General features: G+C 45.6%; 22 protein-coding genes. 11 read left to right on the forward strand and 11 right to left on the reverse strand.

Features of this window, described 5'->3' with window-relative positions:
• Positions 1-51: 51 nt before the first annotated feature.
• On the reverse strand, positions 52-1,608 hold the full coding sequence (locus tag CLV93_RS12330; protein WP_146142015.1) for a hypothetical protein: 1,557 nt from the start codon (positions 1,606-1,608) through the stop codon (positions 52-54).
• Positions 1,609-1,713: 105 nt separating this feature from the next.
• Here CLV93_RS12330 and proS point away from each other — a divergent pair, with 105 nt between their 5' ends.
• The 4 genes from proS (at position 1,714) to tilS (ending at position 7,133) form a co-directional block, all read left to right on the forward strand.
• Complete coding sequence (proS, locus tag CLV93_RS12335; protein ID WP_106542516.1) at positions 1,714-3,189, forward strand: proline--tRNA ligase; 1,476 nt, start codon at positions 1,714-1,716, stop codon at positions 3,187-3,189.
• Positions 3,190-3,369: 180 nt separating this feature from the next.
• Positions 3,370-4,614: a peptidase T gene (gene pepT, locus CLV93_RS12340; protein ID WP_246187258.1), complete on the forward strand. Its 1,245-nt coding sequence runs from the start codon at positions 3,370-3,372 to the stop codon at positions 4,612-4,614.
• 94 nt (positions 4,615-4,708) lie between these two features.
• The gene (locus CLV93_RS12345; RefSeq protein ID WP_106542517.1) at positions 4,709-5,704 is read left to right on the forward strand and encodes a YhdH/YhfP family quinone oxidoreductase; all 996 of its coding nucleotides are present in this window, start codon (positions 4,709-4,711) and stop codon (positions 5,702-5,704) included.
• 100 nt (positions 5,705-5,804) lie between these two features.
• A complete protein-coding gene (gene tilS / locus CLV93_RS12350) occupies positions 5,805-7,133 on the forward strand; it encodes a tRNA lysidine(34) synthetase TilS (protein WP_106542518.1) in 1,329 nt (442 codons plus the stop codon).
• Between the two features lie 57 nt (positions 7,134-7,190).
• Here the strand turns inward: tilS and CLV93_RS20665 are convergent, their stop codons facing one another.
• The 3 genes from CLV93_RS20665 to CLV93_RS20555 all read right to left on the reverse strand — a co-directional run bounded on the left by CLV93_RS20665 (position 7,191) and on the right by CLV93_RS20555 (position 8,201).
• Positions 7,191-7,385 (reverse strand): 4Fe-4S dicluster domain-containing protein, encoded by a 195-nt coding sequence (locus CLV93_RS20665; RefSeq protein WP_106542519.1) that lies wholly within the window; start codon positions 7,383-7,385, stop codon positions 7,191-7,193.
• 173 nt (positions 7,386-7,558) lie between these two features.
• A complete protein-coding gene (gene trxA, locus CLV93_RS12360; RefSeq protein WP_246187257.1) occupies positions 7,559-8,002 on the reverse strand; it encodes a thioredoxin in 444 nt (147 codons plus the stop codon).
• Positions 7,980-8,201: a DUF6132 family protein gene (locus tag CLV93_RS20555; protein WP_106542520.1), complete on the reverse strand. Its 222-nt coding sequence runs from the start codon at positions 8,199-8,201 to the stop codon at positions 7,980-7,982. The genes trxA and CLV93_RS20555 overlap by 23 nt, the downstream gene beginning before the upstream one ends.
• Positions 8,202-8,464: 263 nt before the next feature.
• Between CLV93_RS20555 and CLV93_RS12370 the strand changes: the two genes are divergently transcribed.
• On the forward strand, positions 8,465-9,619 hold the full coding sequence (locus CLV93_RS12370) for an MFS transporter (protein WP_211297827.1): 1,155 nt from the start codon (positions 8,465-8,467) through the stop codon (positions 9,617-9,619).
• Between the two features lie 65 nt (positions 9,620-9,684).
• On the opposite strand, the gene CLV93_RS12375 is transcribed toward CLV93_RS12370, so the two are convergent.
• The 3 genes from CLV93_RS12375 to CLV93_RS12385 all read right to left on the reverse strand — a co-directional run bounded on the left by CLV93_RS12375 (position 9,685) and on the right by CLV93_RS12385 (position 13,000).
• Positions 9,685-11,667, reverse strand: a complete 1,983-nt coding sequence (locus tag CLV93_RS12375; protein WP_211297828.1) for a M1 family metallopeptidase — start codon at positions 11,665-11,667, stop codon at positions 9,685-9,687.
• Positions 11,668-12,009: 342 nt separating this feature from the next.
• On the reverse strand, positions 12,010-12,465 hold the full coding sequence (locus CLV93_RS12380; RefSeq protein WP_106542521.1) for a transposase: 456 nt from the start codon (positions 12,463-12,465) through the stop codon (positions 12,010-12,012).
• Positions 12,466-12,541: 76 nt separating this feature from the next.
• A complete protein-coding gene (locus tag CLV93_RS12385; RefSeq protein WP_106542522.1) occupies positions 12,542-13,000 on the reverse strand; it encodes an RrF2 family transcriptional regulator in 459 nt (152 codons plus the stop codon).
• A gap of 279 nt (positions 13,001-13,279) precedes the next feature.
• Here CLV93_RS12385 and CLV93_RS12390 point away from each other — a divergent pair, with 279 nt between their 5' ends.
• The 3 genes from CLV93_RS12390 to CLV93_RS12405 all read left to right on the forward strand — a co-directional run bounded on the left by CLV93_RS12390 (position 13,280) and on the right by CLV93_RS12405 (position 16,478).
• Positions 13,280-13,918 (forward strand): NADase-type glycan-binding domain-containing protein, encoded by a 639-nt coding sequence (locus tag CLV93_RS12390; protein WP_106542523.1) that lies wholly within the window; start codon positions 13,280-13,282, stop codon positions 13,916-13,918.
• Positions 13,919-14,049: 131 nt separating this feature from the next.
• The gene (locus tag CLV93_RS12395; RefSeq protein ID WP_106542524.1) at positions 14,050-14,886 is read left to right on the forward strand and encodes a YARHG domain-containing protein; all 837 of its coding nucleotides are present in this window, start codon (positions 14,050-14,052) and stop codon (positions 14,884-14,886) included.
• Between the two features lie 485 nt (positions 14,887-15,371).
• Entirely contained in the window at positions 15,372-16,478 is a 1,107-nt protein-coding gene (locus tag CLV93_RS12405; RefSeq protein ID WP_106542526.1) for an SGNH/GDSL hydrolase family protein, read from the forward strand.
• Positions 16,479-16,807: 329 nt separating this feature from the next.
• Here the strand turns inward: CLV93_RS12405 and CLV93_RS12410 are convergent, their stop codons facing one another.
• Positions 16,808-18,787, reverse strand: coding sequence for a fructose-1,6-bisphosphatase (locus CLV93_RS12410; protein ID WP_106542527.1), 1,980 nt, complete (start codon positions 18,785-18,787; stop codon positions 16,808-16,810).
• 242 nt (positions 18,788-19,029) lie between these two features.
• Between CLV93_RS12410 and CLV93_RS12415 the strand changes: the two genes are divergently transcribed.
• The 3 genes from CLV93_RS12415 to CLV93_RS12425 are packed head-to-tail and all read left to right on the forward strand — an operon-like array spanning position 19,030 to position 20,905.
• Positions 19,030-19,461 carry a hypothetical protein gene (locus CLV93_RS12415; RefSeq protein ID WP_106542528.1) on the forward strand — a complete coding sequence of 144 codons (432 nt, stop codon included), beginning with the start codon at positions 19,030-19,032 and terminating at the stop codon, positions 19,459-19,461.
• A gap of 51 nt (positions 19,462-19,512) precedes the next feature.
• Positions 19,513-20,466: a hypothetical protein gene (locus CLV93_RS12420; RefSeq protein WP_106542529.1), complete on the forward strand. Its 954-nt coding sequence runs from the start codon at positions 19,513-19,515 to the stop codon at positions 20,464-20,466.
• Between the two features lie 31 nt (positions 20,467-20,497).
• Entirely contained in the window at positions 20,498-20,905 is a 408-nt protein-coding gene (locus tag CLV93_RS12425) for a hypothetical protein (protein WP_146142016.1), read from the forward strand.
• 64 nt (positions 20,906-20,969) lie between these two features.
• Here CLV93_RS12425 and CLV93_RS12430 read toward each other — a convergent pair whose 3' ends face one another.
• The 3 genes from CLV93_RS12430 to CLV93_RS20670 form a co-directional block, all read right to left on the reverse strand.
• On the reverse strand, positions 20,970-21,473 hold the full coding sequence (locus tag CLV93_RS12430; RefSeq protein ID WP_106542531.1) for a DUF4199 domain-containing protein: 504 nt from the start codon (positions 21,471-21,473) through the stop codon (positions 20,970-20,972).
• A gap of 123 nt (positions 21,474-21,596) precedes the next feature.
• Positions 21,597-22,073, reverse strand: coding sequence for a flavodoxin domain-containing protein (locus CLV93_RS12435; protein WP_106542532.1), 477 nt, complete (start codon positions 22,071-22,073; stop codon positions 21,597-21,599).
• A 222-nt stretch (positions 22,074-22,295) separates the two neighbouring features.
• Positions 22,296-24,572, reverse strand: coding sequence for an NADP-dependent malic enzyme (locus CLV93_RS20670; RefSeq protein ID WP_106542533.1), 2,277 nt, complete (start codon positions 24,570-24,572; stop codon positions 22,296-22,298).
• Between the last annotated feature and the right edge of the window lie 3 nt (positions 24,573-24,575).

Below are 24,575 nucleotides of genomic sequence, written 5' to 3' on the forward strand. Positions count from 1 at the left end.
CAAAAGGAATTAAAGTTCTTCATCATTCTTTCTGTCGGGACTCGCCACAACTTACCTTCTTCTACCGGAATAGCTTCCACCGCTACTTCCACCAGAACTACGGCTTCCTCCGCTTGACGAAGGTGAGCTGTATGATCTTCCGCTGCTCGAACTGCCCGAAGAACGGTAACTGCTACCGGATGAGCGGTAAGTTCGGCTTGAACTACCGGAACGATAGTTGTTGGATGAACTGCTCGAACCACGGCGATATGAGCTGCTGGAACGAACGGCTGAACTACGTGTTCCGGAGGTACTGCTCGGCTTGCTGTAACGACTGTAGCTCGATTTTGTTGACGAACTGCTCGGCCGTGTATACTGACGAGTGGTAGACCTGTTATACGTAGCCCGCGTATTCATTCTCGGTTTCGAATAACTTGGCGTATATCTCCTGGTAGTCGTTGTTGTTTGAACGGCAGAACGACTCCGGGTTGTTGTTTGAGTCTGAACTCTTGGCCGGCTCATGACCGTTCCTGAGTTTGAGCGAACTGATGAAGAAGTTCCCCGACGGAGACTGGTCTGTACCTGACTATTCCTTCCCGGTGTACCGGAATATGTTCCGGATTGACGGGTTGAAGTAGCGGTACGGGTAGTAGTCGTAGTGCCACGGTTAATGGTACCCGACTTATCAGGTGACGTGCCCGGACGGGTTCCCTGCAAACGGGTTCCGGTAGCACCGGCGCCACCAATTGTTCTTCTTCCGGATGAGGTAGATGAAGAAGCATCTTTTACAGCACCCGAAGAAGATGATCTGGAAGAACCAACCGGAATGGAGCGGCCTAAGGCCTGTCCACTATTGATGCTACTTCCTCCGTAATTAATGGCATTGGAACCTCCACGGCGGCCGGTATAATTGCGTCTTCCGTGATAACGGTCTACATGATAGTCGCCGCCGTAATATCCGCCCCAACCGTAGTATGGGTAACCGCCCCAGCCACCATAGTAAGAGTGATATGGGTATCCCCATCCTCCATAATACCAGGGGCTGTAATAGCCACCCCAGCTGTAGTAGGAGTATGGATACCCCCAACCACCATAATACCATGGATTGTACCACGGGTTACTCCATCCGAAGCCCCAGCTGATGCTCCACGAAGGTCCGTAGTAATACGGGTCCCACATGTATGAATCCCAGTATGGGTCGTAAAAATAGGGATCATGGAAGCGACGGATCCGTGAGCTGTAGCTCATGTTGTCACTGGGTTCGTAATAATTATTGATGACGTATTTTAACGAATCCTCATCGTAATAATAAGTAGTGTCGGAATAATCGGGCTGGTCGTTGTAGTAGTACGCATCAGTATTTCCATACGAACGTGAACTACCATCCTTCAGCACATAATTGTCAACGGTTTTGCCGCTGGCCGATTCCTTGATGTTGGAAACCACTTGTTGCCGCTGAGGCGTGGTTTCTTTTTGTTGCGAAACACTGGTCTGTGCCACAACGGGGGGCGGGTTATCGCCAGGCGAGTAATAAATGTCGTCGACATACCCGCTCGATACCATCGAACCGGTGGAGCATCCACCCAGGAAAAGCGCAATGGCAGTAAGCAGTTTTAGCCTTGATTTCATGATTATGTCCTCCCAAAAGTATTTAATATTCTTAGAGAATTTCTTTACTTTGTAAGCTTGAAAATTCACTGCAAATAAAGCAAATTCCATACCAAAAGATAGAAGATGGCTAAGGAACTAACATCAAAAGAAGAAAATTATTCACAATGGTACAATGATCTGGTTGTGAAGGCTGATTTGGCTGAGAACTCAGCAGTGCGTGGGTGTATGGTAATCAAGCCATACGGGTACGCTATTTGGGAAAAAATGCAGGCCCAGTTGGATCGTATGTTCAAGGAAACCGGGCACGAAAATGCTTATTTTCCGCTGTTCATCCCCAAATCTTTCTTCTCAAAAGAGGCCGATCACGTAGAAGGATTTGCCAAAGAGTGTGCCGTAGTTACTCATTATCGCCTAAAAAATGATCCGGATGGGAATGGTGTGGTGGTCGATCCCGATGCAAAACTGGAAGAAGAGTTAATTGTACGACCGACTTCGGAAACCATCATTTGGAATACCTATAAAAACTGGATTCAATCATACCGCGATCTTCCATTGTTAATAAACCAATGGGCAAACGTAGTGCGGTGGGAGATGCGTACCCGTATGTTTCTCCGTACCGCTGAATTCCTTTGGCAGGAAGGCCATACGGCCCATGCCACGAAGCAGGAGGCAATGGAGGAAACGGAACGCATGATCAATGTTTATGCTGATTTTGCCGAGAATTACATGGCTGTGCCGGTCATCAAGGGTTCAAAGTCGGCGAATGAACGTTTTGCCGGAGCGTTGGAAACCTACACCATTGAGGCGTTGATGCAGGACGGTAAGGCGCTGCAATCCGGAACTTCACACTTTCTGGGACAGAATTTTGCGAAAGCTTTTGATGTTCAGTTTACCAGTAAAGAAGGAAAACTCGACTATGTGTGGGCGACCTCATGGGGCGTTTCTACCCGTTTGATGGGAGCACTGATCATGGCTCACTCCGACAATAATGGTTTGGTATTGCCTCCGAAACTGGCACCTTTCCAGGTCGTGATTGTACCTATTTACAGGAAAACAGAACAGTTGGCTGAAGTATCGGAGAAGGTGGATGAAATTATTACCAAACTTCAGGCACGCGGCATTAGCGTTAAGTATGATAATCGTGATACGCAGCGCCCGGGATGGAAATTTGCCGAGTATGAATTGAAAGGTGTTCCGGTTCGTCTGGCCATTGGCCCTCGTGATCTGGAGAACGGAACCGTTGAGGTGGCTCGTCGTGATACGCTGGAGAAATCGGTTCAGTCGCTCGAGGATATAGACCAGTACGTGGACGACTTGCTGACTGAAATTCAGAATAACATCTACCGGAAAGCCTGGAAATTCCGTGAGGAAAGTACGGTGAAAGTAGACACGTACGAGGAGTTCAAAGAAGTACTGAATACCAAAGGCGGTTTTATTCTGGCGCACTGGGATGGTACTTCGGAGACGGAGACCCGGATTAAAGAGGAGACCAAAGCAACAATTCGCTGTATCCCGTTCGAGGGTGAGGAGGAAGAAGGCGTTTGTATGGTAACCGGTAAACCTTCGAAGAGAAGAGTCTTGTTTGCACTGGCTTATTAAGTTAGTCGCACAATCATATTTAAAAGAGGGAGTTACTTCGGTAATTCCCTTTTTTATGTGCGTTTTTTCCATTCGGTTGAGAAATAATGAGATTCGTCACTTTCACTACTTTACAGTGATTTTCTACACTTCTCTCTCGGCAAAAATCGCTATATTCGGACTCTTAAATCTGCAAATTTGATGATAAAAATGGAGAACCAGGTTGTCGACCGTTTTATCGGTTATGTAAAGATAAATACTCAGTCCGACTCCAAGACCGGATTGACGCCCAGTACACCCGGGCAAATTACGTTTGCACAGAAATTGGCCGAAGAATTGAAGGGTATCGGTCTGGAAGATGTGGAGCTGGATGACAATGGCTACGTGATGGCGACACTTCCGTCGAATATCGATAAGGAAGTACCAACAGTAGGTTTCATCGCGCACATGGATACCAGTCCCGATTTCTCAGGAAAAAATGTGAATCCGCAATTTGTCGAAAATTATGACGGAGGAGACATTGTCCTGAATGAGGAAGAGAAGATTATTATGTCGCCCGAAAAATTCCCCGGCCTGAAGAAGTATCAAGGTCAGCGGTTGATTGTAACCGATGGCAAAACGTTGTTGGGAGCCGATGATAAAGCCGGTTTGGCCGAGATTGTTACCACGATGGAATATCTGGTAAATCATCCCGAAATCAAGCACGGAAAAGTGCGGGTTGGTTTTACGCCGGATGAGGAAATTGGTCAGGGAGCTGATTATTTCAATGTGGAAAAATTCGGTGCCGATTTTGCCTATACCATGGACGGAGGAGAGCTGGGGGAGTTGCAATATGAGAACTTCAACGCGGCTTTTGCCAAAGTGGTAGTTCATGGAATCAGCGTGCATCCGGGTTCAGCCAAGCATAAGATGAAGAACTCGATGCGTATTGCCAGCCAGTTTATCAGTATGCTGCCGCGCCACGAAACGCCGGAACATACCGAAGGTTACGAAGGATTCTATCACCTGTTGTCGATTAATGGAAGCGTAGAGCGAACAGAGCTCGAGTATATCATCCGTGATTTCAAGAAAGATCGTTTCGAAGATCGCAAAACCGAGATGGAACACATCGTTCGCAAGGTGAATGCAGAATTCGGTGAAGGAACCGTTGAGCTGGAATTGAAGGACCAGTATTACAACATGCGTGAAAGAGTCGAGCCGGTTCTGCATATTGTCGATATGGCTGAAGAGGCGATGAAAGAAGTAGGAGTGGAACCGAAGATTGAGCCGATTCGCGGTGGAACAGACGGAGCCCGCCTTTCATTTATGGGACTGCCTTGCCCTAATATCTTTGGCGGAGGGCACAACTTCCACGGCAAGTTCGAATTCATTCCGACTCAGTCGATGGAGAAAGCGTGCCATGTCATTCTGAAAATTATCGAGAAGGTTTCGGCAACGGAAAAATAAAACAGGCTTTTGCCAAAAAAATACAAGCAGTCTCTGAACGGGGCTGCTTTCTTTTTGTTAGTATCATAAAGAGAATAAATAAAGAACATTGAAAATGACAGATACAACATTCAGAGCTTACCGGATATTTGAAGAGAACGGAACGTTTACACGTAAATTGGTGAATCGTTCTGTTATTGAATTGCCGGAGGGCGAGGTACTTATTCGGGTAAAATATGCCGGATTGAATTATAAGGATGCGCTTTCTGCTTCAGGAAACCGCGGTGTGACGAAAAAATATCCGCATACACCCGGAATCGACGCAGCCGGAGTGGTGGAAGAAAGTTCGTCGCCCTTGTTCAAAACCGGCGATGAAGTGACCGTCACTTCCTACGATTTGGGAATGAACACCGATGGCGCTTTCGCGGAATACATTCGCGTGCCCGCCGATTGGATTGTTCAATTGCCAAAAGGATTGTCGCTGGCCGAAAGCATGATGCTCGGAACATCCGGATTGACGGCCGCCCTTTCGGTGAAAAGGTTATTGGACGCTGGTCAGAAACCATCGCAGGGACCGGTTGTGGTAACCGGAGCTGCCGGCGGAGTAGGTAGCCTGGCGGTAAAAATACTGTTGAAAGAAGGCTTTGAAGTGATCGCTGCCACCTCCAATCTCGACGACAGTCGGGAAGTGATTGAAAAGCTCGGAGCGCATCAGCATATCGATAAATCGGAAACGGATGACCAGTCCGGACGGCCGATCGTACGCCCCAAATGGGCCGGAGCGGTTGATGTGGTTGGTGGAAATACACTGGCCACATTGCTGAAGGCCTGTAAATACAATGGAAATGTTACGACTTGTGGAAATATCGGTTCCGGCGAGTTGAATACAACGGTTTATCCCTTCATACTGAATAACATCTCGCTGTTGGGCGTGGATACACAGCAAACACCGCTGGAAGAACGGAAAGCCGTTTGGGAGAAACTGGCCAATGATTGGAAACCGGAAGGTCTCGATAACCTCGTTACCTTTATTTCACTCGAAGAACTGGATACCTATATTCAACGCCTGCTGAGCAAGAAGAACCGCGGGCAGGTCGTTGTGAAGTTGTAAAAGTATTTTTAGAGATAACAGAAACCGGGGAATGGCTGAAATCGTTCTCCGGTTTTCTTTTGGTTAACGGGATTATCGTATTTTTGAATAAAACAAAGTGATGATAAACGAACTGGTCAGCTATATTCAACGTCACAACCTGTTTACGTCGGGCGATACCATCCTGGTGGCCGTAAGCGGTGGAATGGATTCAGTGGTACTGCTCGATCTGTTGGAACGGGCCGGATATGCCTTAGGCATCGCGCATTGCAATTTTCATCTGCGCGGCGAAGAATCGGATGGCGACGAGGCGTTGGTAGCCCGGTTGGCCGAGAAATATGGTCGGCGGTATTATCATCAATCGTTCGATACAGAGGAATACGCCGAAGAGCATGGTTACTCCATCGAGATGGCTGCCCGCGAGTTGCGCTACGACTGGTTTGAGAAAATCAGGGCTGAAAATCATTACGATGCGATTGCTGTGGCGCATCACCGTGACGACTTGCTGGAAACCTTTTTCCTGAATCTTTCCCGGGGAACCGGATTGAAAGGAATGACGGGCATCAAGCCGAAGAACGGGAGAGTAGTACGCCCGTTGCTGTTTGCCTCCAGAAAGGAAATTGCCAACTGGTGCCTGGAACATGAGTTGGAATACCGCGATGATTCATCCAATGCCAGCCTCGATTTTCAGCGGAACAAAATCCGGCATCAGTTGCTGCCATTGATGGAAGAACTGAATCCTTCATTCCGCGAAAGCTTGCAGAAGACCATTCACTACCTGAAAGATGTTTCGACGATTTACTTCCAGGAAATTCAGCAGTGTTGGGAACGGGTGGCTGTGCGCAAAGGAAGGGAATATCATCTCTCCATTAGTGAATTGAAATTGCTGCAGCCACTGAATACCTACCTGTTTGAATTTTTGAAGCCTTTTCATTTCAACAGTGATGTGGTTGCCCAAATAGAGGAGACGCTGGATGGTGAATCCGGAAGACAGTTTTTCTCGCCAACACACCGGCTGGTCCGCGACCGGGAATACCTCATCATTACCCGACTTCCTGATAAGGAAAAAGCAGTTTATTACATTGATGAAGAACTTAAAGATTTAACCAAACCGCTACTCATCCAAATACGAAAGGTGGAACGTGACCAGCATTTCCGGATTCCCCGTTCGACAAAAGTGGCCTGCATCGACCTGGACAAAATTCAGTTTCCGTTGAAAATACGAAAATGGGAACCGGGTGATTATTTCCGGCCGTTGGGAATGACCGGTTTTAAAAAGCTCAGTGATTTTTTTATTGACGAGAAAATGAGCCTTCCCGAGAAGGAAAATACCTGGCTGGTGACCAATGGGGAACAGGTGGTTTGGGTGATTGGAAAACGCATTGACGACCGGTACAAGATTACCGATGAAACGACCCGCGTACTGGAACTTGTGATAGGTGGAAAATAAAAAATCCCCCCGCCTTAACGGCAGAGGGACACAATGAACTTATGAGCTGGGATAAAATCAATTGCCAGGCTGAAAGGCCCCAAATGCACAGAAATACATACACTTTCCACAACTTACACACTTATCATCGTCGATTTCGGGTGCATGAAATGGTGACTTCTGCGAAATCGCTCCTGTCGGGCATACTCTGATGACCGGACAAGGATGATTTTTGGGACAATAATGTTCGTTTACTAAAATGCTGCTTTTCATCTGATTATTATAATAGTTCCACGATTTACTCGCTATGGGTAAATTGTCTTGTCTGAATTCGATAAAGTTTTACTGGAATTACCAACGGACTGTCTGAAAAAAGCGGGAAGGAGGGCCGGCAGCCGGGTGGCCACCGAACCTTTTCCCTAACCAAACCTAAATCATAACCAATATCAGCTATTCTGTTGAATAATAGATTTCAGTTGGTCGGCTTGCATTACGCCGACGCCCTGCCATTTGATTTGTCCGTTGCGAAACAGGAGCATGGTAGGTATATTTCGTACGCCATATTGCATGGCAGCTTCTCTGTTGTTGTCCACATTCACTTTTACTACTTTTACCGAACCCTGCATCTCTTTGGAAAGCTGTTCGAGAATTGGTGACATCATTTTGCATGGTGCACACCAATCGGCGTAAAAATCAACGAGTACGGGAGTATCCCCGTTTATTATTTCAGTGAACTTGCTCATATCCTTTACAACCACCAAATTCTTCTCATTACCTTTGTCTGCCATTTGTGACTGGTTGCCATTTCCTGCCTGGTTGCATGAAACCAACAGGGAAAGGAAGATGGCCATCAGTACGGATATCTGGCTAGTTCGTTGCATTTTCTTCATTCTGTCCCTTTTTCACTCTGAAGGAATCACCGAGTAACCAGCCAAGCAAAACACCGTAACCGCTGCTCGTATACCAGTTTGAAGTAATCGGGCAAGTGCCGGAAGCACATCCGATTTGGGACCAGTAAAGGTACCCGGCAATTCCTCCAAGAATGATAAAGAGAATTCTTAATCGATAGCTTTTAAAAAAACCTATCATGTATGTAACCTTGAATGACGCTACAAAGAAAGGTCTGGAGAAGGCATCCTTCAGTAACTTTAGTCACACAAGCAAAAAAAATTAAAAGACCTGTAAATGTTGAAGGTGTAGCGGGTTGTTTCACAGTGTGTAATCGCGTTTCTGGGAAGACTAAAAAGAGGGCTTTTAAGTGAATATTAAGAAAGCTTCCGGTCGCGTTCGTGTAAAATCAATCCCGGCACTGGTTCATTTTATTACTTTTGTCGTCTTAATCTAACTGATAGATGATGAATTCTTACCGGACTTTTCGTGACAATCCGATGTACCGTTACCTGCTGTTGCTGGTGATTTCCTCTGCTATTGGATTCCAGGGGTGGAGAACCTTGTTCAATAACTACGCGGTGGATGTAGTGGGGGTCAACGGATTTCAAATCGGGGTAATCCAATCCGTTCGTGAAATACCGGGCTTTCTGACCTTCTTCGTCGTTTACCTGTTGCTAGTCATCAAAGAGCACCGGTTTGCAGCGCTTTCCATCATCATGCTTGGCGGAGGAGTTTTGCTGGCCGGTTTCTTCCCGTCGTTTGGCGGATTGATTTTTACAACGGTGGTGATGTCCGTGGGCTTTCATTTCTTCGAGACCACCAATCAATCTCTCAGCCTTCAGTACTTCGACCATACGCGCGTTCCGCGGGTGCTGGCCAGTTTTAAGAGCTATGGCGCACTGACCAACATTACGGTAGGAGGTATTATTTGGTTGCTGAGTAGTTTTCTTCCGTTGCAAAATATGTTCTGGTTATTTGGCGGTGTTCTCATCCTGACCGGGTTGTATGCGCTGACGCGTGACCCGGTAGATAAAACGAAGCCCCCACAGCAGCGAAAACTGATTCTGAAAAAGAAGTACTGGCTTTTTTACACGCTGAACTTTCTGGCTGGCGCACGCCGGCAGATTTTTGTGGTGTTTGCGATTTTCCTTTTGGTGGAGAAGTACGGATTCTCGGTTCGGCACATCACCGTCCTGTTTGTTCTGAACAATATCATGACCTTCTTCCTCAGTCCGCAAGTGGCCAAAGCCATCCACCGGTTTGGCGAGCGGACGATGCTGACCATTGAATATGCCAGCCTGTTTTTGGTTTTTCTCGGTTACGGATTGATTGAAGACAAGAACGTGGCCACTGCGATGTACCTGGTCGACAATCTCTTTTTCAGCTTCTCTATTGCCATTAATACCTATTTCCAGAAGAAAGCTGACCACGAAGACATTGCCCCCTCCATGGCCGTTGGGTTTACCATCAATCACATTATGGCGGTGGTTATTCCGGTATTTGGCGGTTTGCTTTGGATGTACAACTGGCGGATTCCGTTTATCGGTGGCGCCGGTATCGCATTAGCTTCATTGGTATTTGCACAGTTTGTCAAAATACCCAAGCTGCCACGTTAGGTGCAACTTGGGTATTTCTTGGAAAAATGGAATTCCAGCAAAATCGCTGCCGGAGACTTGTGATTCTATTTCTTTGTCAATTTGTTATCGTTGGTCCAAACATTATTGGATGGATTGACATCCGGAAGTTGCTTACCCGGGTCAACAATCACCGAGTCGATGGGAGAGGTGGAAGCGTATTTGAACAGGTATGTGCCTCCTCGCTGCCAGATTTCTACCGGGAGTTTCACTTCCCCCGTTTTGCCGTTGCTTTCTACGACTTTTACAGTCGTTGGCATCACCATCTGGTCGTTGTTCGTTAGCGTAATCAGGGCGCCTTCTTCCGGTTTTCCTTTGGCATAGTGCACAGCCGTTACCGCCTGATCCAGCGTCCAGGTTTGATAGAACCACTCGTTCCAGAACCAGCCTAAATCTTCACCGGCGGCATCGTCCATTGTCCGGAAGAAGTCTTCCGGTCTGGGATGTTTGTAGGCCCAGCGATCGATATAGGTCCGGAAGGCATAATCGAAACGGTCGTGTCCGAGAATATATTCGCGTAAGAGTACGAGGCCCAGTGATGTTTTGTAGTAATTCACCATGTGGCTGTTCTTCCATTGCAGCACGTCCGAGAAGTTCATGATGGCTTCGGTACCGTCTTTCGTCATAAACGGAACAATATCACGAGCCGGATTTTTCCCCTCCGGGTCATACTCGCCGTCCCGTTTCGGGCCGAATTCGCCATGGTTAAACTTGTCTTGTGCATAAATGTCGATGAAAGTGTTCAGGCCTTCGTCCATGAAACCAAAACGGCGCTCGTCTGAGCCGACCAACATGGGGAACCAGTTGTGTCCAATCTCGTGCGCGGTGACAAAGTACATCACGTTCGCCTTGTTGATACTCCATTTGCAGAAAATGATGCCGGGATATTCCATGCCACCAACCGGGCCGCCCACATTTGTAGCGGTTGGGTAGGGATAAGGATACCAGTCAGCTGAGAAGGACTCGATGCTGTGTTTCAGGTATTCGGTAGAACGGTCCCAGGCATTTTTACCCATGCTCTCTTTCGGGTAAACCGACATCGCCAAAACGGTTTTTCCTTCCGGAAGATTGGCTTTCGCAGCGTCCCAAACAAAAGCTTTCGAAGCAGCCCACGACACATCACGGCTGTTTTCCATTTTGAAATGCCAGGTTAGCATGCCCTCCTGTTTTGGGCGTGTTTCCGCTTTTCCTACTTCGTCCGGTTTGATGATATAGGTGGTTTCGTCACTCTGACGTGCTTTATCGAGTCGTTTGATTTCGGTCTTCGTCAGTACCTCTTCCGGATTTTGCAGTACCCCTGCACCAGCCACAATCATGTTAGCCGGCACGGTTACTTTGTAATCGAAGTTCCCATACTCGCAATAAAATTCACCAGCTCCCTGGTAAGGAAGGGTATTCCAGCCCCGCACATCGTCGTACACACACATGCGCGGATACCACTGGGCCACATCGTAAATGGCACCGTTTTTCGAATCCATCATCGCGAGTCGGAACTGGTTCGTCGTCATGCGAAAGGCATATTTCACGGTAATGGTTACTTTGCCGCCGTCAGGTTTTACCGGCTGATGCAAGCGAACCTGCATCCGGGTGTCGGTAATCACATGGTCGGCTTTATAAGTCTTCCCATCCTGGGTGACCTCCACCTGTTGAATATCGATGCCACCGGCTGTTGTCGGGACATTACCTGAATAGCTTCCCCGTGAACCTTCCTTGAAAAGATTCAGCTCGACCTGCAACCAAAGGTAATGCAGGGCATCGGGGCTGTTGTTGGTATAATGAATTTCCGAGGTTCCGGAAATTTTGTGTTGCGTCGTATCCAGCGTGGCTGCCAGGTTGTAATCGGCCCGGTTTTGCCAGTATAATGGTCCGGGAGCGCCACTACCGCCGCGGAAAGTGGTGCCGGGTTCGCTCATAAACTCGGGGTTGAACGCCTTGTGCTGGTCATAGTTCGATGCCGGCTGTGCCTGCGTCTGAATGGTCAGGCCGAAAATGAAAATCATCCCTCCGATGACAGATTGTAGTCGATTCATCGCTGTTCGTTAGAGAAAGGTTATTGTTACTGACTAATTCGTGAAAAACGTTTCCCAAGATGCGATATTTTTTTCGAATTGCCTAAACCAGCCCCTTTTTCGGAGGGGTAGGTAACGGAGAATTAAGACAAATAAAGATGGGGGACCGGAGATTACATCGATGTTGGTAGCTTCATTCTTTCCGGTAGTATTTGTTGATTCCGAATTGAGTCGTTGCAATTTTGTAGTGCCGTGAGCCCTTCTCTATGATTAGAGAAGGGTTGGGATGAGTAGAAAACGTTGTTTCGAACACTCCGTGGTAAAAGGCCCGAAAGAAAAGGAAGCCTGTCAGGCTTCCTTTGGTTAGTTTTCCGACCAGAAATGGTCAGTATTGTAGTCCATAATCTGGTACTGTTTAATGAACTCTTCCACCTCTTCCCGGAAACTGATTTTCTGATGGTGTTCCTGTTGGTTGAGGATGTATTTCTTCAGGTAATCGACGTTGGAACTGCTAACTGTAAAAGCCGCATATCCGGTTTGCCAGGCAAACGCATCGATTCCTTGTTCTTTCATCCATTGCGTCGACTGTTCTTTAATCGCTTCCACCACATTTGTCAATGCCTGGTCTTTCGACAGCGAAAATAAGACGTGCATATGGTCGGGATCGACATGCGTGTGGATGGAAGGGCTTTCCAGTTTGTCCAAAATTCCGTCAATGAATACTTCCAGTTTCGGTTTGAGAGCCGGAATAATAGAAGGTGCCCGGTTCTTGGTTCCAAAAGTAAGATGGATGTAGAGTTTGGCCAGTGATTGTCCCATAGTTGTTTTAGTTTGGTTATTGGTTACGTTTTGTGCCGGCCAGACGACCGGGAATTCTATGATATACCAGGTTGCCTTAATTCTCGTTGACGGACCCGGTAGCTTTTAGTTCGGACTGATGGTTTAGCTGAGCCTGCAGTTGGCACACTTCGCCAATGGTTTGGTTACGGAGTAATAAAGTTACTTCTTTATTTAGATTTTCAAGCGTGAAATGTGTTGCACAGGTAGGTGAAACAGGACAGGGTGTTGCTTCGTCCACGCAGTGGTACACATCCAACTTGCCCTCGAACGCGATGTAGACGTCATACAAACTAATCGAATTGGGGTCCTTGGCCAGTCTGTATCCCGTCCGGTAGCCCTTATTCTTAAAGATTAACTGGTTCTTTCTTAACGACGCAACAATCTGATCCAAAAACCGGATGGACAAGCAGTTTCGTTGGGCAATATCTTTCAGTAATACGCCCTCACCTTCATCATACAGAGCAATGTCAACCAGGGCTTTTATGCCGCCATGAAACTTCGAAGTAAATTTCATCGATTAAATCAGTGTTTGACCTTAAAGGTAATATTTTGAAGGCAGTTTGATGCTTTGAAAAGGGGATGTTTTTCTTTATTTATTTGTCTTTTTCGGTCGTAGTTGATACGGTTTGTAGAATATAGGTGTCTGATTAATTTGTGTTAGTTGAAAGCTTGATTTAAAACATATCTTATGTGAATCAGATAGTGTAAATATGTGTTAAGTTTATACCTGTGTCCAACAATTAAAAGACTAGCAATGAAATGTACATACCCTGTGAGACTTATAGGTTTCTTTATGTTTTTACTGATAACAACAACCGTTCAGGCTGCTGTTCTTGATACTATTCAGGCCCAAACATTCGATAAGTCGAGTGACAATTATGAACCCAATATTGACGCGTATAAAAACAGTGAACTTTGGGGCGACTGGTCAATGCCCATTGGTGACCCTAAAGCATCTTCAGTTTTAAATCCGGCTGGGGATATTACCTACGGGGTGAAGAATATCGAAGACTATGATTTGAATACTGCCTGGGTTGGAAAGAAAGGAATCGGGGATTACCTGGAATTTACATTTAACTTTCCGGAAAACACGGCTTATGCCGGCGCCTACCAGTTTTATGGCATCTGTAATGTATTTAACGGGTATTGTAAATCGTTGAAGATATGGCAGGCAAATTCGAGAGTTAAGTTGCTTAAGGTGTATTACAATAACACACCCATCTGTTATGTTCTGCTAAAGAATACATGGCAATTTCAATTTTTCGATATCGGGAAATATTTTATCAACAGAAGAGATCACAAATACATGAATGCTCCATACGAAATCAAGGAGGGAGACGTTTTAAAATTTGAGATTGTATCGGTTTATAAGGGAAGCAAATATAAAGACGTCGCCATCTCTGAGTTTTTATGTGAAGGAGCTGGCAATTGAATATGGAACTGCTGTACCTTTTGAGACATTGAAATATGTAAAAAAAGAATCGATGATGAATTCTGAATGCGCAAAATCACAAGAAACGAGCAGATAATAAACATGACATTGGGTTCATAAATCGCATTTTTATGAAAAGACTATTCGGAAAAGGTGTAATCCAAACAATCGTATTTGGTTTATTAATCTTTGCTTCACTGGAAACATTTGCCCAACCTCTGCGACCATTGGATACGTTAAGTACTTTTGGAAAATTTAGATCATATTTTCTAAATCATGAGAGTAGTGATGAGGCCATTAATAAGGAAAGGCAAATACCGGTTGAATTATACCGCAAAGTACTGGGGAATAAGCTCACCAATGAAAAAGTGCCATACGTAGAGGCGTTTAAGATGTTCGACAGGGGCAAAAGTTTCATTTTTATTGTTGAGCTGGGATGTCCCGGAGATGCCGGAGGTTATTGCTTTTCATATGTGATGATTTCAACTACGGATGATGGAAAAGTTGAAAACTCAAAATATATTGGTAGTAGTTGGGGGGACTTAGGAGGCGGAACAAACAGCAGGATTAGTTTGATCAACGATTCATTGCTCGAAGTACAAGATCATGATATCGAAAATGACGACGATGGCAATCCAGTGAAAGATACTATTGATGATTATTCTTACTATGTTATAAATAATCACGGATTTCGCCCAGCTAACGTGTCCGAACCATCAGATGGACGCCTTTATCCGCAAGCTTCGTTGAGGGTACTTACTTTCTCAGAGTTAAAGCAAATGAACGAGGATGAATTAGATGTTATGCGAAACGAAATCTTTGCTGATCATGGCTATATATTTAAAACCCAAAAGTGGAAGAGTTATTTTGAGTCACAAAGTTGGTACCGTCCCCGGTTTGATGATGTGACGAATAAATTAAGCGTTGTGGAGAGAATTAATGTTGAAAGAATATTGAAGACATCATAGACAGAATTAAAAATACTTATGAAGTATTTCCTTTTGAAGTGGTATCAGATTGTTTATTACTTAAGGAAAGATGAGGCTGGAGCGAAACACAGTGCATACCTTTATTTGAGCGCGTATGTTTCTTTTTTTATACTTTCTGTAATTAATATTGCCGGCCGGAAAATTGATAGCTCCTTTGGCAGTTATCTGGCAACACCGAATTTCATTATTTGGATGTCTGTTTTTATTCTCGTTCCAGTAGTATTATATGTTCCCTATTATCGCAATCTTGATGTTTCCAGAATAAAATCAAGATACCAGGCAAAGGGAAAAATAGCCAGACTCATAATTGATATAATTGTTTATCTCATGATTTTAGGAATACCTGTATTGACTTTCTTGCTATATTGGTTCGTTGTGGAAATATTTTAGACAAAATCCGAACCGATATTTTCCCTATTTTAGACCACCTTTTTGTATAAATGACAACCTAAAAGCGATTTTCGATGAGACAAACAGTAACCATCCTGTTGATGATGGCTTTAGCAGTTTTTTCCGGCGGATGCCAGCAGCATACCCTGAAGATTTTTACTCCTGATAACGATAATTTCCAATACGCGGGAAGGACCGACCGGCTGAGTGACGGCGATGTGGTATTGATCGGTTCGGCGTCGTCGGTTACGCTTCGTTTTACCGGCGATTCCTGTAAAGTATCATTGAAAATCGGGAAAAATGGCTCGGATTACAACTACGTGTCCATTGCCGTCGACAGTGTTTACCTGACCAAAATGAAGATTGCTTCCGATACCGCTACCTGGTACCATATTCCGGTAACGGGAAAGGCGAAAGAGCACACGGTAACGGTTTACAAATCGACCGAATCGATGATAGGAGATATCATCTTCGGCGGTGCTGAGGTCGATAATTTGCTGCTTCCCCCGACGCTTCCCGAAAAGAAGATCGAATTCATCGGCAACTCCATTACCTGCGGCGTGGGCATCGACTGGAAACTGATTCCATGCGGCAGCGGTGAGTACCAGGATCAACACAATTCGTACTGGGCTTATGGCCCGCGAGTGGCACGTGCATTGCGTACCCAGTTTATGCTGAGCTCGGTTTCCGGTATCGGGATTTACCGCACCTGGAACATGACCGGCCCGTCGATGCCGGAAGTGTATGGCAATCGCTACCTGAATACCGACAGCACCAGGCGCTGGGATTTCTCCCGCTTCCGGCCTGATGTGGTGAGCATTTGCCTGGGCACGAACGATATGTCGGAGGGGGATACCATCCACGCGCGGAAGCCGTTTAACCCGGAGATGTTTGTTAGCCATTACATTTCCTTCGTTGATACGATTTACAAATACTATCCCGACGTACAGATAGCCCTGCTCAACAGCCCGATTCTGGATTCAACAAAAAATGCAGTGTTAATGAATTGCCTGCACAAGGTCGCTGGTCATTTCAACGAAAAGCCGGTAGCCCAATCCATCCGTGTTTTTGAGTTTCACGATATTCAGGGCCACGGTTGTGCCGGTCACCCCGACAAAGATGACCAGGCGAAGATGGCTGATGAACTGGTGCCGTTCTTTAGGAAACTGCTGAATGAATAAGTGGGGCTTGTGCCAGCCCTTCAGGCTGGGGGATTCTGGTTGGTTCGTTCTCTTGGGGCGATACCCCAAGCTATGGCGCAGGAGCCCTTCAGGCTCCGGTATTGCCGATTGGGGGCGTTTTTCAATCAATTAATAGCATTGCTCCAAACAGGCTGAAAGCCTGAAATTCCAAAGCTGGGGGCAACGCCCCCTGTAAAAAGGCAGAAAAAATGACAGAAGCCTGAAGGGCTTCCACAATATTCAACGACAAAAAAAGGGGGCAAAGCCCCCTGAGATATATAAACGTATTCACACGTTAACGGGAGGCTGGCGGGCCTCCTTTATTTTTGTCAGAAACGTTCCTTAATCAAACCACGTTTGTAAGCGGCGAGGAGTTTATGTAAATCCTCGATTTGCGCCAGCAAGCTTTTACCGATATCGGTCTCTTTAACGCGCATACGCTGGGCACTGGCCTCGATGTAAATCCGCTTCGAGATGATGTCTTTCTCTTCGAGGATGGCCGTTTGCCGCGAATCGAAGTGTTCGTGTTCCACCAGCACCAAACCATACGAGTTGTAGATAAGTGTGTAGCCCGAAACCCCCGTCACTTTCTGGTACGGTTTCGACATGCCACCGTCGATAACGAAAAGTTTACCTCCGGCTTTGATGGGTGTTTCGCCTTTCTTCACCTGCACCGGCACATGGCCGTTGATGATGTGCGAATTGGGGCCGCCAATGCCGAACTCATTCAGGATTTTATCGCAGTATGTTTCATCGTCGTAAACCAGCGAGTAGTAGGAATTCTTTCCTTCGGCATGGGTCTCTTTCTCGGCCAGGAAATAGCGCTCGAACGTTGCCATTTTCGTTTTCCCGAAAAGGGGAGAAGAAGCACCGCACCATAGGTACCACATGTAATCGCTGATGGGTTCGTACTTCCGTTGAAAGCGGAATTGGTAAGCCTTGCGGGCCATCCGGTCGAAATGATCACAAAGAGCCTTGCCGGAATATGCCGTCCCTTCAATTTCCAGTGACTGAAATTCACCTTTTTTCGTCATGGGAATACATCCATGATACATCAGGTTATCGTTAAAGGTGAGGTACATGCTACCGTGCGAGAACAGGAAGGCAATGTGTTTTTGCAAACGGTTGGCATTTTTAATGCTATTGGCCAGTTTGTCGATGACCGCTGCTTCTTCCTCGTTTAGCTGGTAGGGATTTTTCGGATCGATGGTCGGGAAGTTCTTGTCGAGCAACTCGTAGGTTTTGTTCCCAATTTTGATGGTCCCTTTCTCGTAATCGACTTTGTCGAGCAACAACCGGTCGCGCATGTTGAATTGTGGGTTGCGCTCGATGATTTGCCCTTCCAGTTTAAACTGAATGATGGAAATCGCCTTGTGCATCTTCTTCACCAGGTCCTTGTCTTTCCCTTTGTCGAGCACCAGTGGAATGAACTTCTCACACGGGTCGTTGTCGTACGAGTGAAGCGCCAGCGTGGCCAGCGGCATCATATTGATTCCGTAGGCATCTTCCAGCGTATCGATGTTGTTGTACCGGAGCGAAATCCTGATCATGTTGGCAATCAGCGCCCGGTTGCCCGATGCGGCTCCCATCCACAACATGTCGTGATTACCCCACTGGATGTCTATGGAGTGATAATTCAGGATACGGTCCATCACTTTTTCGGGCGATGGTCCCCGGTCGAAAATATCGCCGATAACGTGAAGACGGTCGATGAGGAGTCGCTGAATGAATCGGCAAATGGCGATGATAAATGCATCGGCCCGGTCGATGTGGATGATGGTGCTGATAATGCCTTCGAAGTATTTTTCTTTGTCCTCACCACTCTCGTTCAAGAGCTCGTCGATGATGTAGGCGAAATCGGGCGGCATGGCTTTTCGCACTTTCGAGCGGGTGTATTTCGATGCAGCAGCCCGGGCAACCACTACCAGACGACGCAAGGTAACCGTAAACCACTCTTCCGGATTTTCTTCCTCTTTCAGTACCAAATCCATTTTTTCTTCCGGGTAATAAATTAACGTGGCCAGTATCTTCTTGTCCTTTTCCCGGATATTCTTGCCGAATACGTCGTCGATTTTCTTGCGAACCACACCCGATGCGTTGGCCAGGGCATGACTGAAGGTTTCGTATTCGCCGTGAATGTCGCTCAAAAAATGTTCGGTTCCTTTCGGAAGATTGAGGATGGCCTCGAGGTTGATGACCTCGGTGCTGGCAGATTGGATGTTTTGGAAGCGGTCGGATAGCAGGCGCAGGTATTTGATTTCGTCCTGCAGTTCTTCTCTTGAAAAGGAGAGATTGTCGTTATTACTCATTACTTGCGATTTGAAGTCTGTTAACAAAATAACAACCATCCGGCAAGCTGAAAGATGACAAATGCCATTAAAATGCACCGGCAAGGTTGTTTGATAACATGCAAACGCATGAAACCCTTCGAAAGTTGAGGTGTTGCCCAACACCTCGGAGCCTTCGACGAATGTTGGTGAGAATATTTTGTTAATTTTACTTTGGCCGGATACTATTATCGTTGAGTCTATCCATGTTAAATAATGTGAGGATGAATAAATTACTATTTCCGTTGTTAGTTGTATTTTTTATTGGAGTTATTTTCGTTGTTCAAATGAACTCGAGGAAAAGTAATGAAGAACGAGAAAGCTTAGCTTTGCACGGTGGTTTTGCAATCGGAGTATTTGAGGGAAGAGTTGCGTCAAATACAACTACGTCGTCGATATCATTTAGTTATATCATCGATTCTCACGAATATAGAGGAGGTGATACTCGTTGCATGCAAGATTCTCGAAAAGCAGCACTTGCATTTACAGATCCAGATTTAGCCAAATCTGGAGATAGATTTCTTGTATTATATAATATGGAAACTCCTAAGAAAGCAATTATCAGGTTAGATTATCCAATCAAGGACAGCACCTCTTTTAAACAATATGTGAGAGAGTTTGAGGAAATGAGGAAGAAGAAAGCAACTGGTGATTGATAACAAAGCTTGCTTACTTTAAAATAATAGGCTAAAAATCAAGATTTCGAAGTGAAAAGAAATAAATCTACAAAGAAGGAACTGACAAAGTTTATTATTGCGGTACTATGTATTGCGGGATTCTTCTTGCTGAAAGGAGTTTCCAGGAACGAAACAAAATATATCTTTAACAATGCTGATTTTTCAATTGGTAAATTAATCGAATATAGTAAGGGAAGCGGTACCGTAATTACTCCGAATAACGTCGTTAATGAACCTGGAAATCCACCCTTTGTTAAGTTTAAGTATGCTGTTAAAAATATTGAATACGTGAATAGATATGATGCAAACACATATAATATTCCCGGTAATATAATAGTGGAAGGAAAGGAGTATCTTGTTGTTTACTACAATAAAAATCCTCAGAAAAGCAGGATGCTATTTGAATATCCGATAAAAGACAGCATCGATTTTGAAAGGTCTGTAAAAGAGTTTGAGAAAACAAGGAAATATAGGCTCGGAGGCGGAGGGATTAAAAGTCAGCAAATGAACAGCAAAGCTCTAAGTTTTCATATCCGTATTGATTCGACCTTTTTGGCATCCTATACCGTTGACAGTTTGCCTCAAGTAAAGGATGTAAAGCCAGTAATATATGGAGGGAAAGAAAGTGTCTATGAGTTAGTAAAGAAGGTTGCTGAATACTATGAATACAGAAAATTTATTGTGAATGATAAAGTTCTAGGCAAAATACTTCTTGTTAATATTCCGATGAATCTCGACGGGGAACTAAAATTTGTAGTTCTGGCAAGCTATGACAAATCAGGGAACCCCATAGATGCTATCAGGCTGGGAAAATTAGAACAAGTGTCTGATGTATATTATTTGGAAACAGCCTCTATTGCAAATAATGAAGTCGTCAGAAATATTCATTTTGATGGATATGATGCCGAAGCTGGTGATTTTGTTACTCGGTACACCAGCGAGAAATACACGCTCCAAGAGAATGGAATAATTAAGAAAGAGTAAATATCGATCCAATGGAAGAATGTGTCAAGCGATGAAGAGAAGAGAGAAGTTAAGAGTCATCATTTTTTTACTCATCCCGATGAGTATATTCATCATTCCTGTTGTCCTGACCTTGAAGGAACGACCATTGAAAGAAAGATTGGAGAAAGAAGGCGTTTATACAATTGGCCATGCGTATCAAGGGAAATATATTAACTCCCGATACAATGTTAATTTCCGATATAGAGTGGGAGACAGTACGTTTATATCAGATTATGTGAGATTCAAAGTTGGCTTGCGTATACCTGAAGGATTACCTGTATATATCAAATATTTAGCGAATGAGCCAGATGTACATATGGTCGATAGAGACTCTATTGTTCCATTAAATGACAGCATACAAGTAAAATACGAAGATAAAATGGTTGGTGGTTGGACATTTAAATTACTCAAGAGGTAGATAAAGATATTTAAGAAAGCCCGGCAAACACCGGGCTTTTCCATGTTCGTTTGTCCGTATCTTTTTACGCCACCTCAGCCGCCTCCGGCTTGTTATTCTTCCGGGTAAAGAGTGCCACAATGGCCGTGGTGATGAGTCCCATGATGGGGGCGCCAATCAATCCCTGGATGATGTAGCTTTTCAGACTGTAGTAGGTTTCGGCTGCTTCCTGCGTTAGTTTGCCACTACTCACTGCATATTCGGTGGCATTCCGGAAGTAGTCCGGAGAAATCACCGTACATATGATGTACTGGGTCAGCGGACTCAGGATGGTCACAATCACGGTGATGATAACTCCGCTGATGAATCCCTGCCCGTAGGTCATAAATCCGCCGTAATGATTTTTGCGCTTGTCGAGCAGCGCAACGACATACACAGCGATGGCCGGAATAGCAAAAAAGTTGGTGAACATGGCATGTTTGTCGATGTTTTCACTGTGTAAGCCGGCTACGCGCTCCAGCAACATCCACAACAGTTGGATAATGACGAATATAAGTGCCCATTTGATTTCGATGCCAATGTTTTTCATAAGTTCTGTTAGTTTAGGTGGTTAGGCAAATGCGATTCATTTCACCTAAAGTTATCCTTTTTTTGGCAAAGAAAACAGGAGCCCGGTTCTGGTAATGGGCTGTGATGAACGTAATATTGCTTTTCAGCCCTGCAAACGACTCACGAAAGCATCGATGGCTTCCTCGTCGATTTCCGAAACGGAATGGTCAGTTTTCGAGATTTTCTTTACAATGAATCGTTCCAGAAAATTCATCCGTTCGAAGACAAACTCGCCGCCCATAATTCCTGTGGCTTTAGCGTGGGTTTTTAATTCTTCCGGAAAGGCATCTTCGAATTCTTTTTCCTGTAACTCGCGGTCCATGCAGCAGATGAATAATCCCACCTCTTTTTGCTGAAGGTCATCGAGGCGTTCTTTACAGAAGTTTTTAACCTGCTTTTGAATCGCCCCTGCATGAATGGACCCGCCCACAATAATGCGTCCAAAATCCCGCAGATCCGGTTTCGGGTATTTCTTCAGGTTGATGAGTGTTACTTCGTCGGCGCTCAGCTTTTGAGCCATGGTGCGGGAAACGGTATCTGTGGTACCGTGTTTGGTTCGATAGATAATGGCAGTTTTCATACGTTAGTTTGTATCAGAATAAATCAACAAAAGGTCTGCTCATGTGCAGATTTTCAATGTATAAAGTTAGGAATTGTTGAAATTCAATGCGGCCATATCAAGAACAGAAATTCCCGGTTTTTGGAAATTTGTATTGGGTAAAAACAATTAAAAAAGCCGAAACAGATATTCGTTCTGTTCCGGCCGTTTTAATATGTTGGTAATGGTGCTTAGCTCGCTGAATTAATCACAATTCTCCGTGCAAATGGCATCGAGAGCGGCGATGGTTGACATGTTCACAATTTCACGAACTGAACTTTCGATGGGGATAATGTGAACCGGTTTATCGATTCCCAGCAATATCGGGCCGATAATCTCGTAACCGCCAAGTTCCTGGAGCAGTTTATACGCGATGTTTCCGGAACTAAGGCTTGGGAAAATCAGCGTATTGATATGCTTGTCTCCCCATTTGGCAAACGGAAATTTCTCCATCCGTATCTTTTTGTTCAGGGCAAAGTTGGCTTGTATCTCGCCATCGACAATCACATCGGGATGCTGCTCATGCAACATTTCTACCGCTTTGCGGGGTGTTTCCGGGTTGCCTTTCCTGACCGAGCCAAAATTGGAATAAGAGAGCATGGCAATAACCGGTTCGATGTTGAAGCGGCGAATGGCCCTGTCTGCCAGTAAAGTGGTTGCCATCAGTGTCTCAGCATTCGGCTCGGAGTTGACCGTGGTATCCGCCAGGAAGATCGGACCTCGCTTGGTCATCACCATGTACATGCCGGCAATATGTCTGCCCGGATTGTTGGTGCCGATAATGCGCAATGCCGGCCGGATAATTTCGGAATATTTAGTAGAGTATCCTGAAATGAATGCGTCTGCATCGCCCATTTCGACCATCATAATACCGAAATGGTCGCGGTTATACATCCGGTCATTGGCTTCCTGCAGGGTAAGTCCTTTTCGCTGTCTTTTCTCAAAAAGTACTTTGGCGTATTCTTCCCGACGACAAGCTTCTTCTTTGCCAAAAAATTCAACAATGGTTGCACCTTCAATGTCGATGTTATTTTCATCCGCCAGTCTGATAATTTTTTCTTTATTCCCGAGGAGAATTGGGGTGGCCAGTTCTTCGTGAAGCACATTCTGGGCAGCCTGAAGAATCTTGAGTTTACCGCCTTCAGCAAAGACAATCCGTTTTCCCGATTTCTTCGTCCGGTCGCGAATGGTCCGGATAAGTGCGTTGTCGTGTCCCAGTCGGCGATCGAGTTCATCCCGGTAGGCATTCCAGTCCGCTATTTCATGCCGGGCAACTCCCGATTCAATAGCAGCCTGAGCAACAGCAACCGAAATGGTCGATATCAAACGGGGATCGAGTGGTTTGGGAATCAGATATTCTCTCCCGAAGCTCATGGTATTCTGATTGTAAGCTGAAGAAACAATTTCGGGAACCGGCTCTTTGGCCAACTCGGCAAGTGCTTTTACTGCAGCAATTTTCATCTCCTCGTTAATGGCTTTCGCCCGAACGTCCAACGCACCTCTAAAAATGTACGGGAATCCAAGCACGTTGTTCACCTGGTTGGGATAATCACTTCGGCCGGTAGCAAAGATGACATCCGGGCGGGAAGCTTTTGCCTTTTCATACGAGATTTCGGGATTTGGATTGGCCAACGCGAAGACAATCGGATTGTCGCTCATTGAACGAACCATCTCTTCCGTCAACAAATCGGCGACCGATAATCCGAGGAACATATCAGCGCCACGAAGCGCTTCCTCCAGTGTATGGACATCGCGGTCGGTGGCAAATTCCGCCTTGGTAGGCGTTAAATTCGTTCGCGAACGGTGGATGACTCCTTTCGAGTCGCACATGACGAGGTTTTCGCGCTTCACGCCAAGTGAAAAGTAAAGCTTAGAACAGGCTACCGCCGAAGCGCCGGCACCGTTGACCACTACTTTTACCTCTTCAATCTTTTTGCCGGTTATCTCTAATGCATTCAAGAAGGCAGCCGATGAAATGATGGCTGTACCGTGCTGATCATCGTGCATCACCGGGATGTTAAGCGTTTCTTTTAATCGCTGCTCAATTTCGAAGCATTCCGGCGCTTTGATGTCTTCGAGGTTGATACCGCCGAACGTAGGAGCAATCAGGGAGACGGTTTGAATAAATTTCTCCACGTCCTGGGTGTCCAGCTCAATATCGAATACGTCGATGTCGGCGAAGGTTTTGAAAAGCAATCCTTTTCCTTCCATGACGGGTTTGCCTGCCAAAGCGCCGATGTTTCCCAGACCTAAAACAGCTGTTCCGTTGGAAATGACTGCCACAAGATTGCCTTTGGCGGTATAATTGTATGCATCTTCCGGATTTTTCTCTATTTCCAGACAAGGAACAGCAACTCCCGGGCTGTAGGCTAATGAAAGGTCTTTCTGAGTACTATACGGTTTGGTTGGAATTACCTCAATTTTTCCTGGCCGGCCCTGTGAGTGGTACAGTAGGGCATCATCCTGAAATTTTTTTGCCATGGT

The sequence above is a fragment of the Prolixibacter denitrificans genome (assembly GCF_003014495.1).
Classification (GTDB): domain Bacteria; phylum Bacteroidota; class Bacteroidia; order Bacteroidales; family Prolixibacteraceae; genus Prolixibacter; species Prolixibacter denitrificans.

Coding starts and splice junctions, on each gene's coding strand:
- CLV93_RS20665 (WP_106542519.1), bottom strand. CDS start 7,385: ATGAAAAGCAGCATTTTAGTAAACGAACATTATTGTCCCAAAAATCAT.
- CLV93_RS12330 (WP_146142015.1), bottom strand. CDS start 1,608: ATGAAATCAAGGCTAAAACTGCTTACTGCCATTGCGCTTTTCCTGGGT.
- CLV93_RS12390 (WP_106542523.1), top strand. CDS start 13,280: ATGTTTTTACTGATAACAACAACCGTTCAGGCTGCTGTTCTTGATACT.
- CLV93_RS20670 (WP_106542533.1), bottom strand. CDS start 24,572: ATGGCAAAAAAATTTCAGGATGATGCCCTACTGTACCACTCACAGGGC.
- CLV93_RS12370 (WP_211297827.1), top strand. CDS start 8,465: ATGATGAATTCTTACCGGACTTTTCGTGACAATCCGATGTACCGTTAC.
- CLV93_RS12410 (WP_106542527.1), bottom strand. CDS start 18,787: ATGAGTAATAACGACAATCTCTCCTTTTCAAGAGAAGAACTGCAGGAC.
- CLV93_RS12375 (WP_211297828.1), bottom strand. CDS start 11,667: ATGAATCGACTACAATCTGTCATCGGAGGGATGATTTTCATTTTCGGC.
- CLV93_RS20555 (WP_106542520.1), bottom strand. CDS start 8,201: ATGATAGGTTTTTTTAAAAGCTATCGATTAAGAATTCTCTTTATCATT.
- CLV93_RS12430 (WP_106542531.1), bottom strand. CDS start 21,473: ATGAAAAACATTGGCATCGAAATCAAATGGGCACTTATATTCGTCATT.
- CLV93_RS12385 (WP_106542522.1), bottom strand. CDS start 13,000: ATGAAATTTACTTCGAAGTTTCATGGCGGCATAAAAGCCCTGGTTGAC.
- tilS (WP_106542518.1), top strand. CDS start 5,805: ATGATAAACGAACTGGTCAGCTATATTCAACGTCACAACCTGTTTACG.
- CLV93_RS12425 (WP_146142016.1), top strand. CDS start 20,498: ATGAAGAGAAGAGAGAAGTTAAGAGTCATCATTTTTTTACTCATCCCG.
- CLV93_RS12380 (WP_106542521.1), bottom strand. CDS start 12,465: ATGGGACAATCACTGGCCAAACTCTACATCCATCTTACTTTTGGAACC.
- proS (WP_106542516.1), top strand. CDS start 1,714: ATGGCTAAGGAACTAACATCAAAAGAAGAAAATTATTCACAATGGTAC.
- CLV93_RS12395 (WP_106542524.1), top strand. CDS start 14,050: ATGAAAAGACTATTCGGAAAAGGTGTAATCCAAACAATCGTATTTGGT.
- CLV93_RS12405 (WP_106542526.1), top strand. CDS start 15,372: ATGAGACAAACAGTAACCATCCTGTTGATGATGGCTTTAGCAGTTTTT.
- pepT (WP_246187258.1), top strand. CDS start 3,370: ATGATAAAAATGGAGAACCAGGTTGTCGACCGTTTTATCGGTTATGTA.
- CLV93_RS12415 (WP_106542528.1), top strand. CDS start 19,030: ATGAATAAATTACTATTTCCGTTGTTAGTTGTATTTTTTATTGGAGTT.
- trxA (WP_246187257.1), bottom strand. CDS start 8,002: ATGAAGAAAATGCAACGAACTAGCCAGATATCCGTACTGATGGCCATC.
- CLV93_RS12345 (WP_106542517.1), top strand. CDS start 4,709: ATGACAGATACAACATTCAGAGCTTACCGGATATTTGAAGAGAACGGA.
- CLV93_RS12435 (WP_106542532.1), bottom strand. CDS start 22,073: ATGAAAACTGCCATTATCTATCGAACCAAACACGGTACCACAGATACC.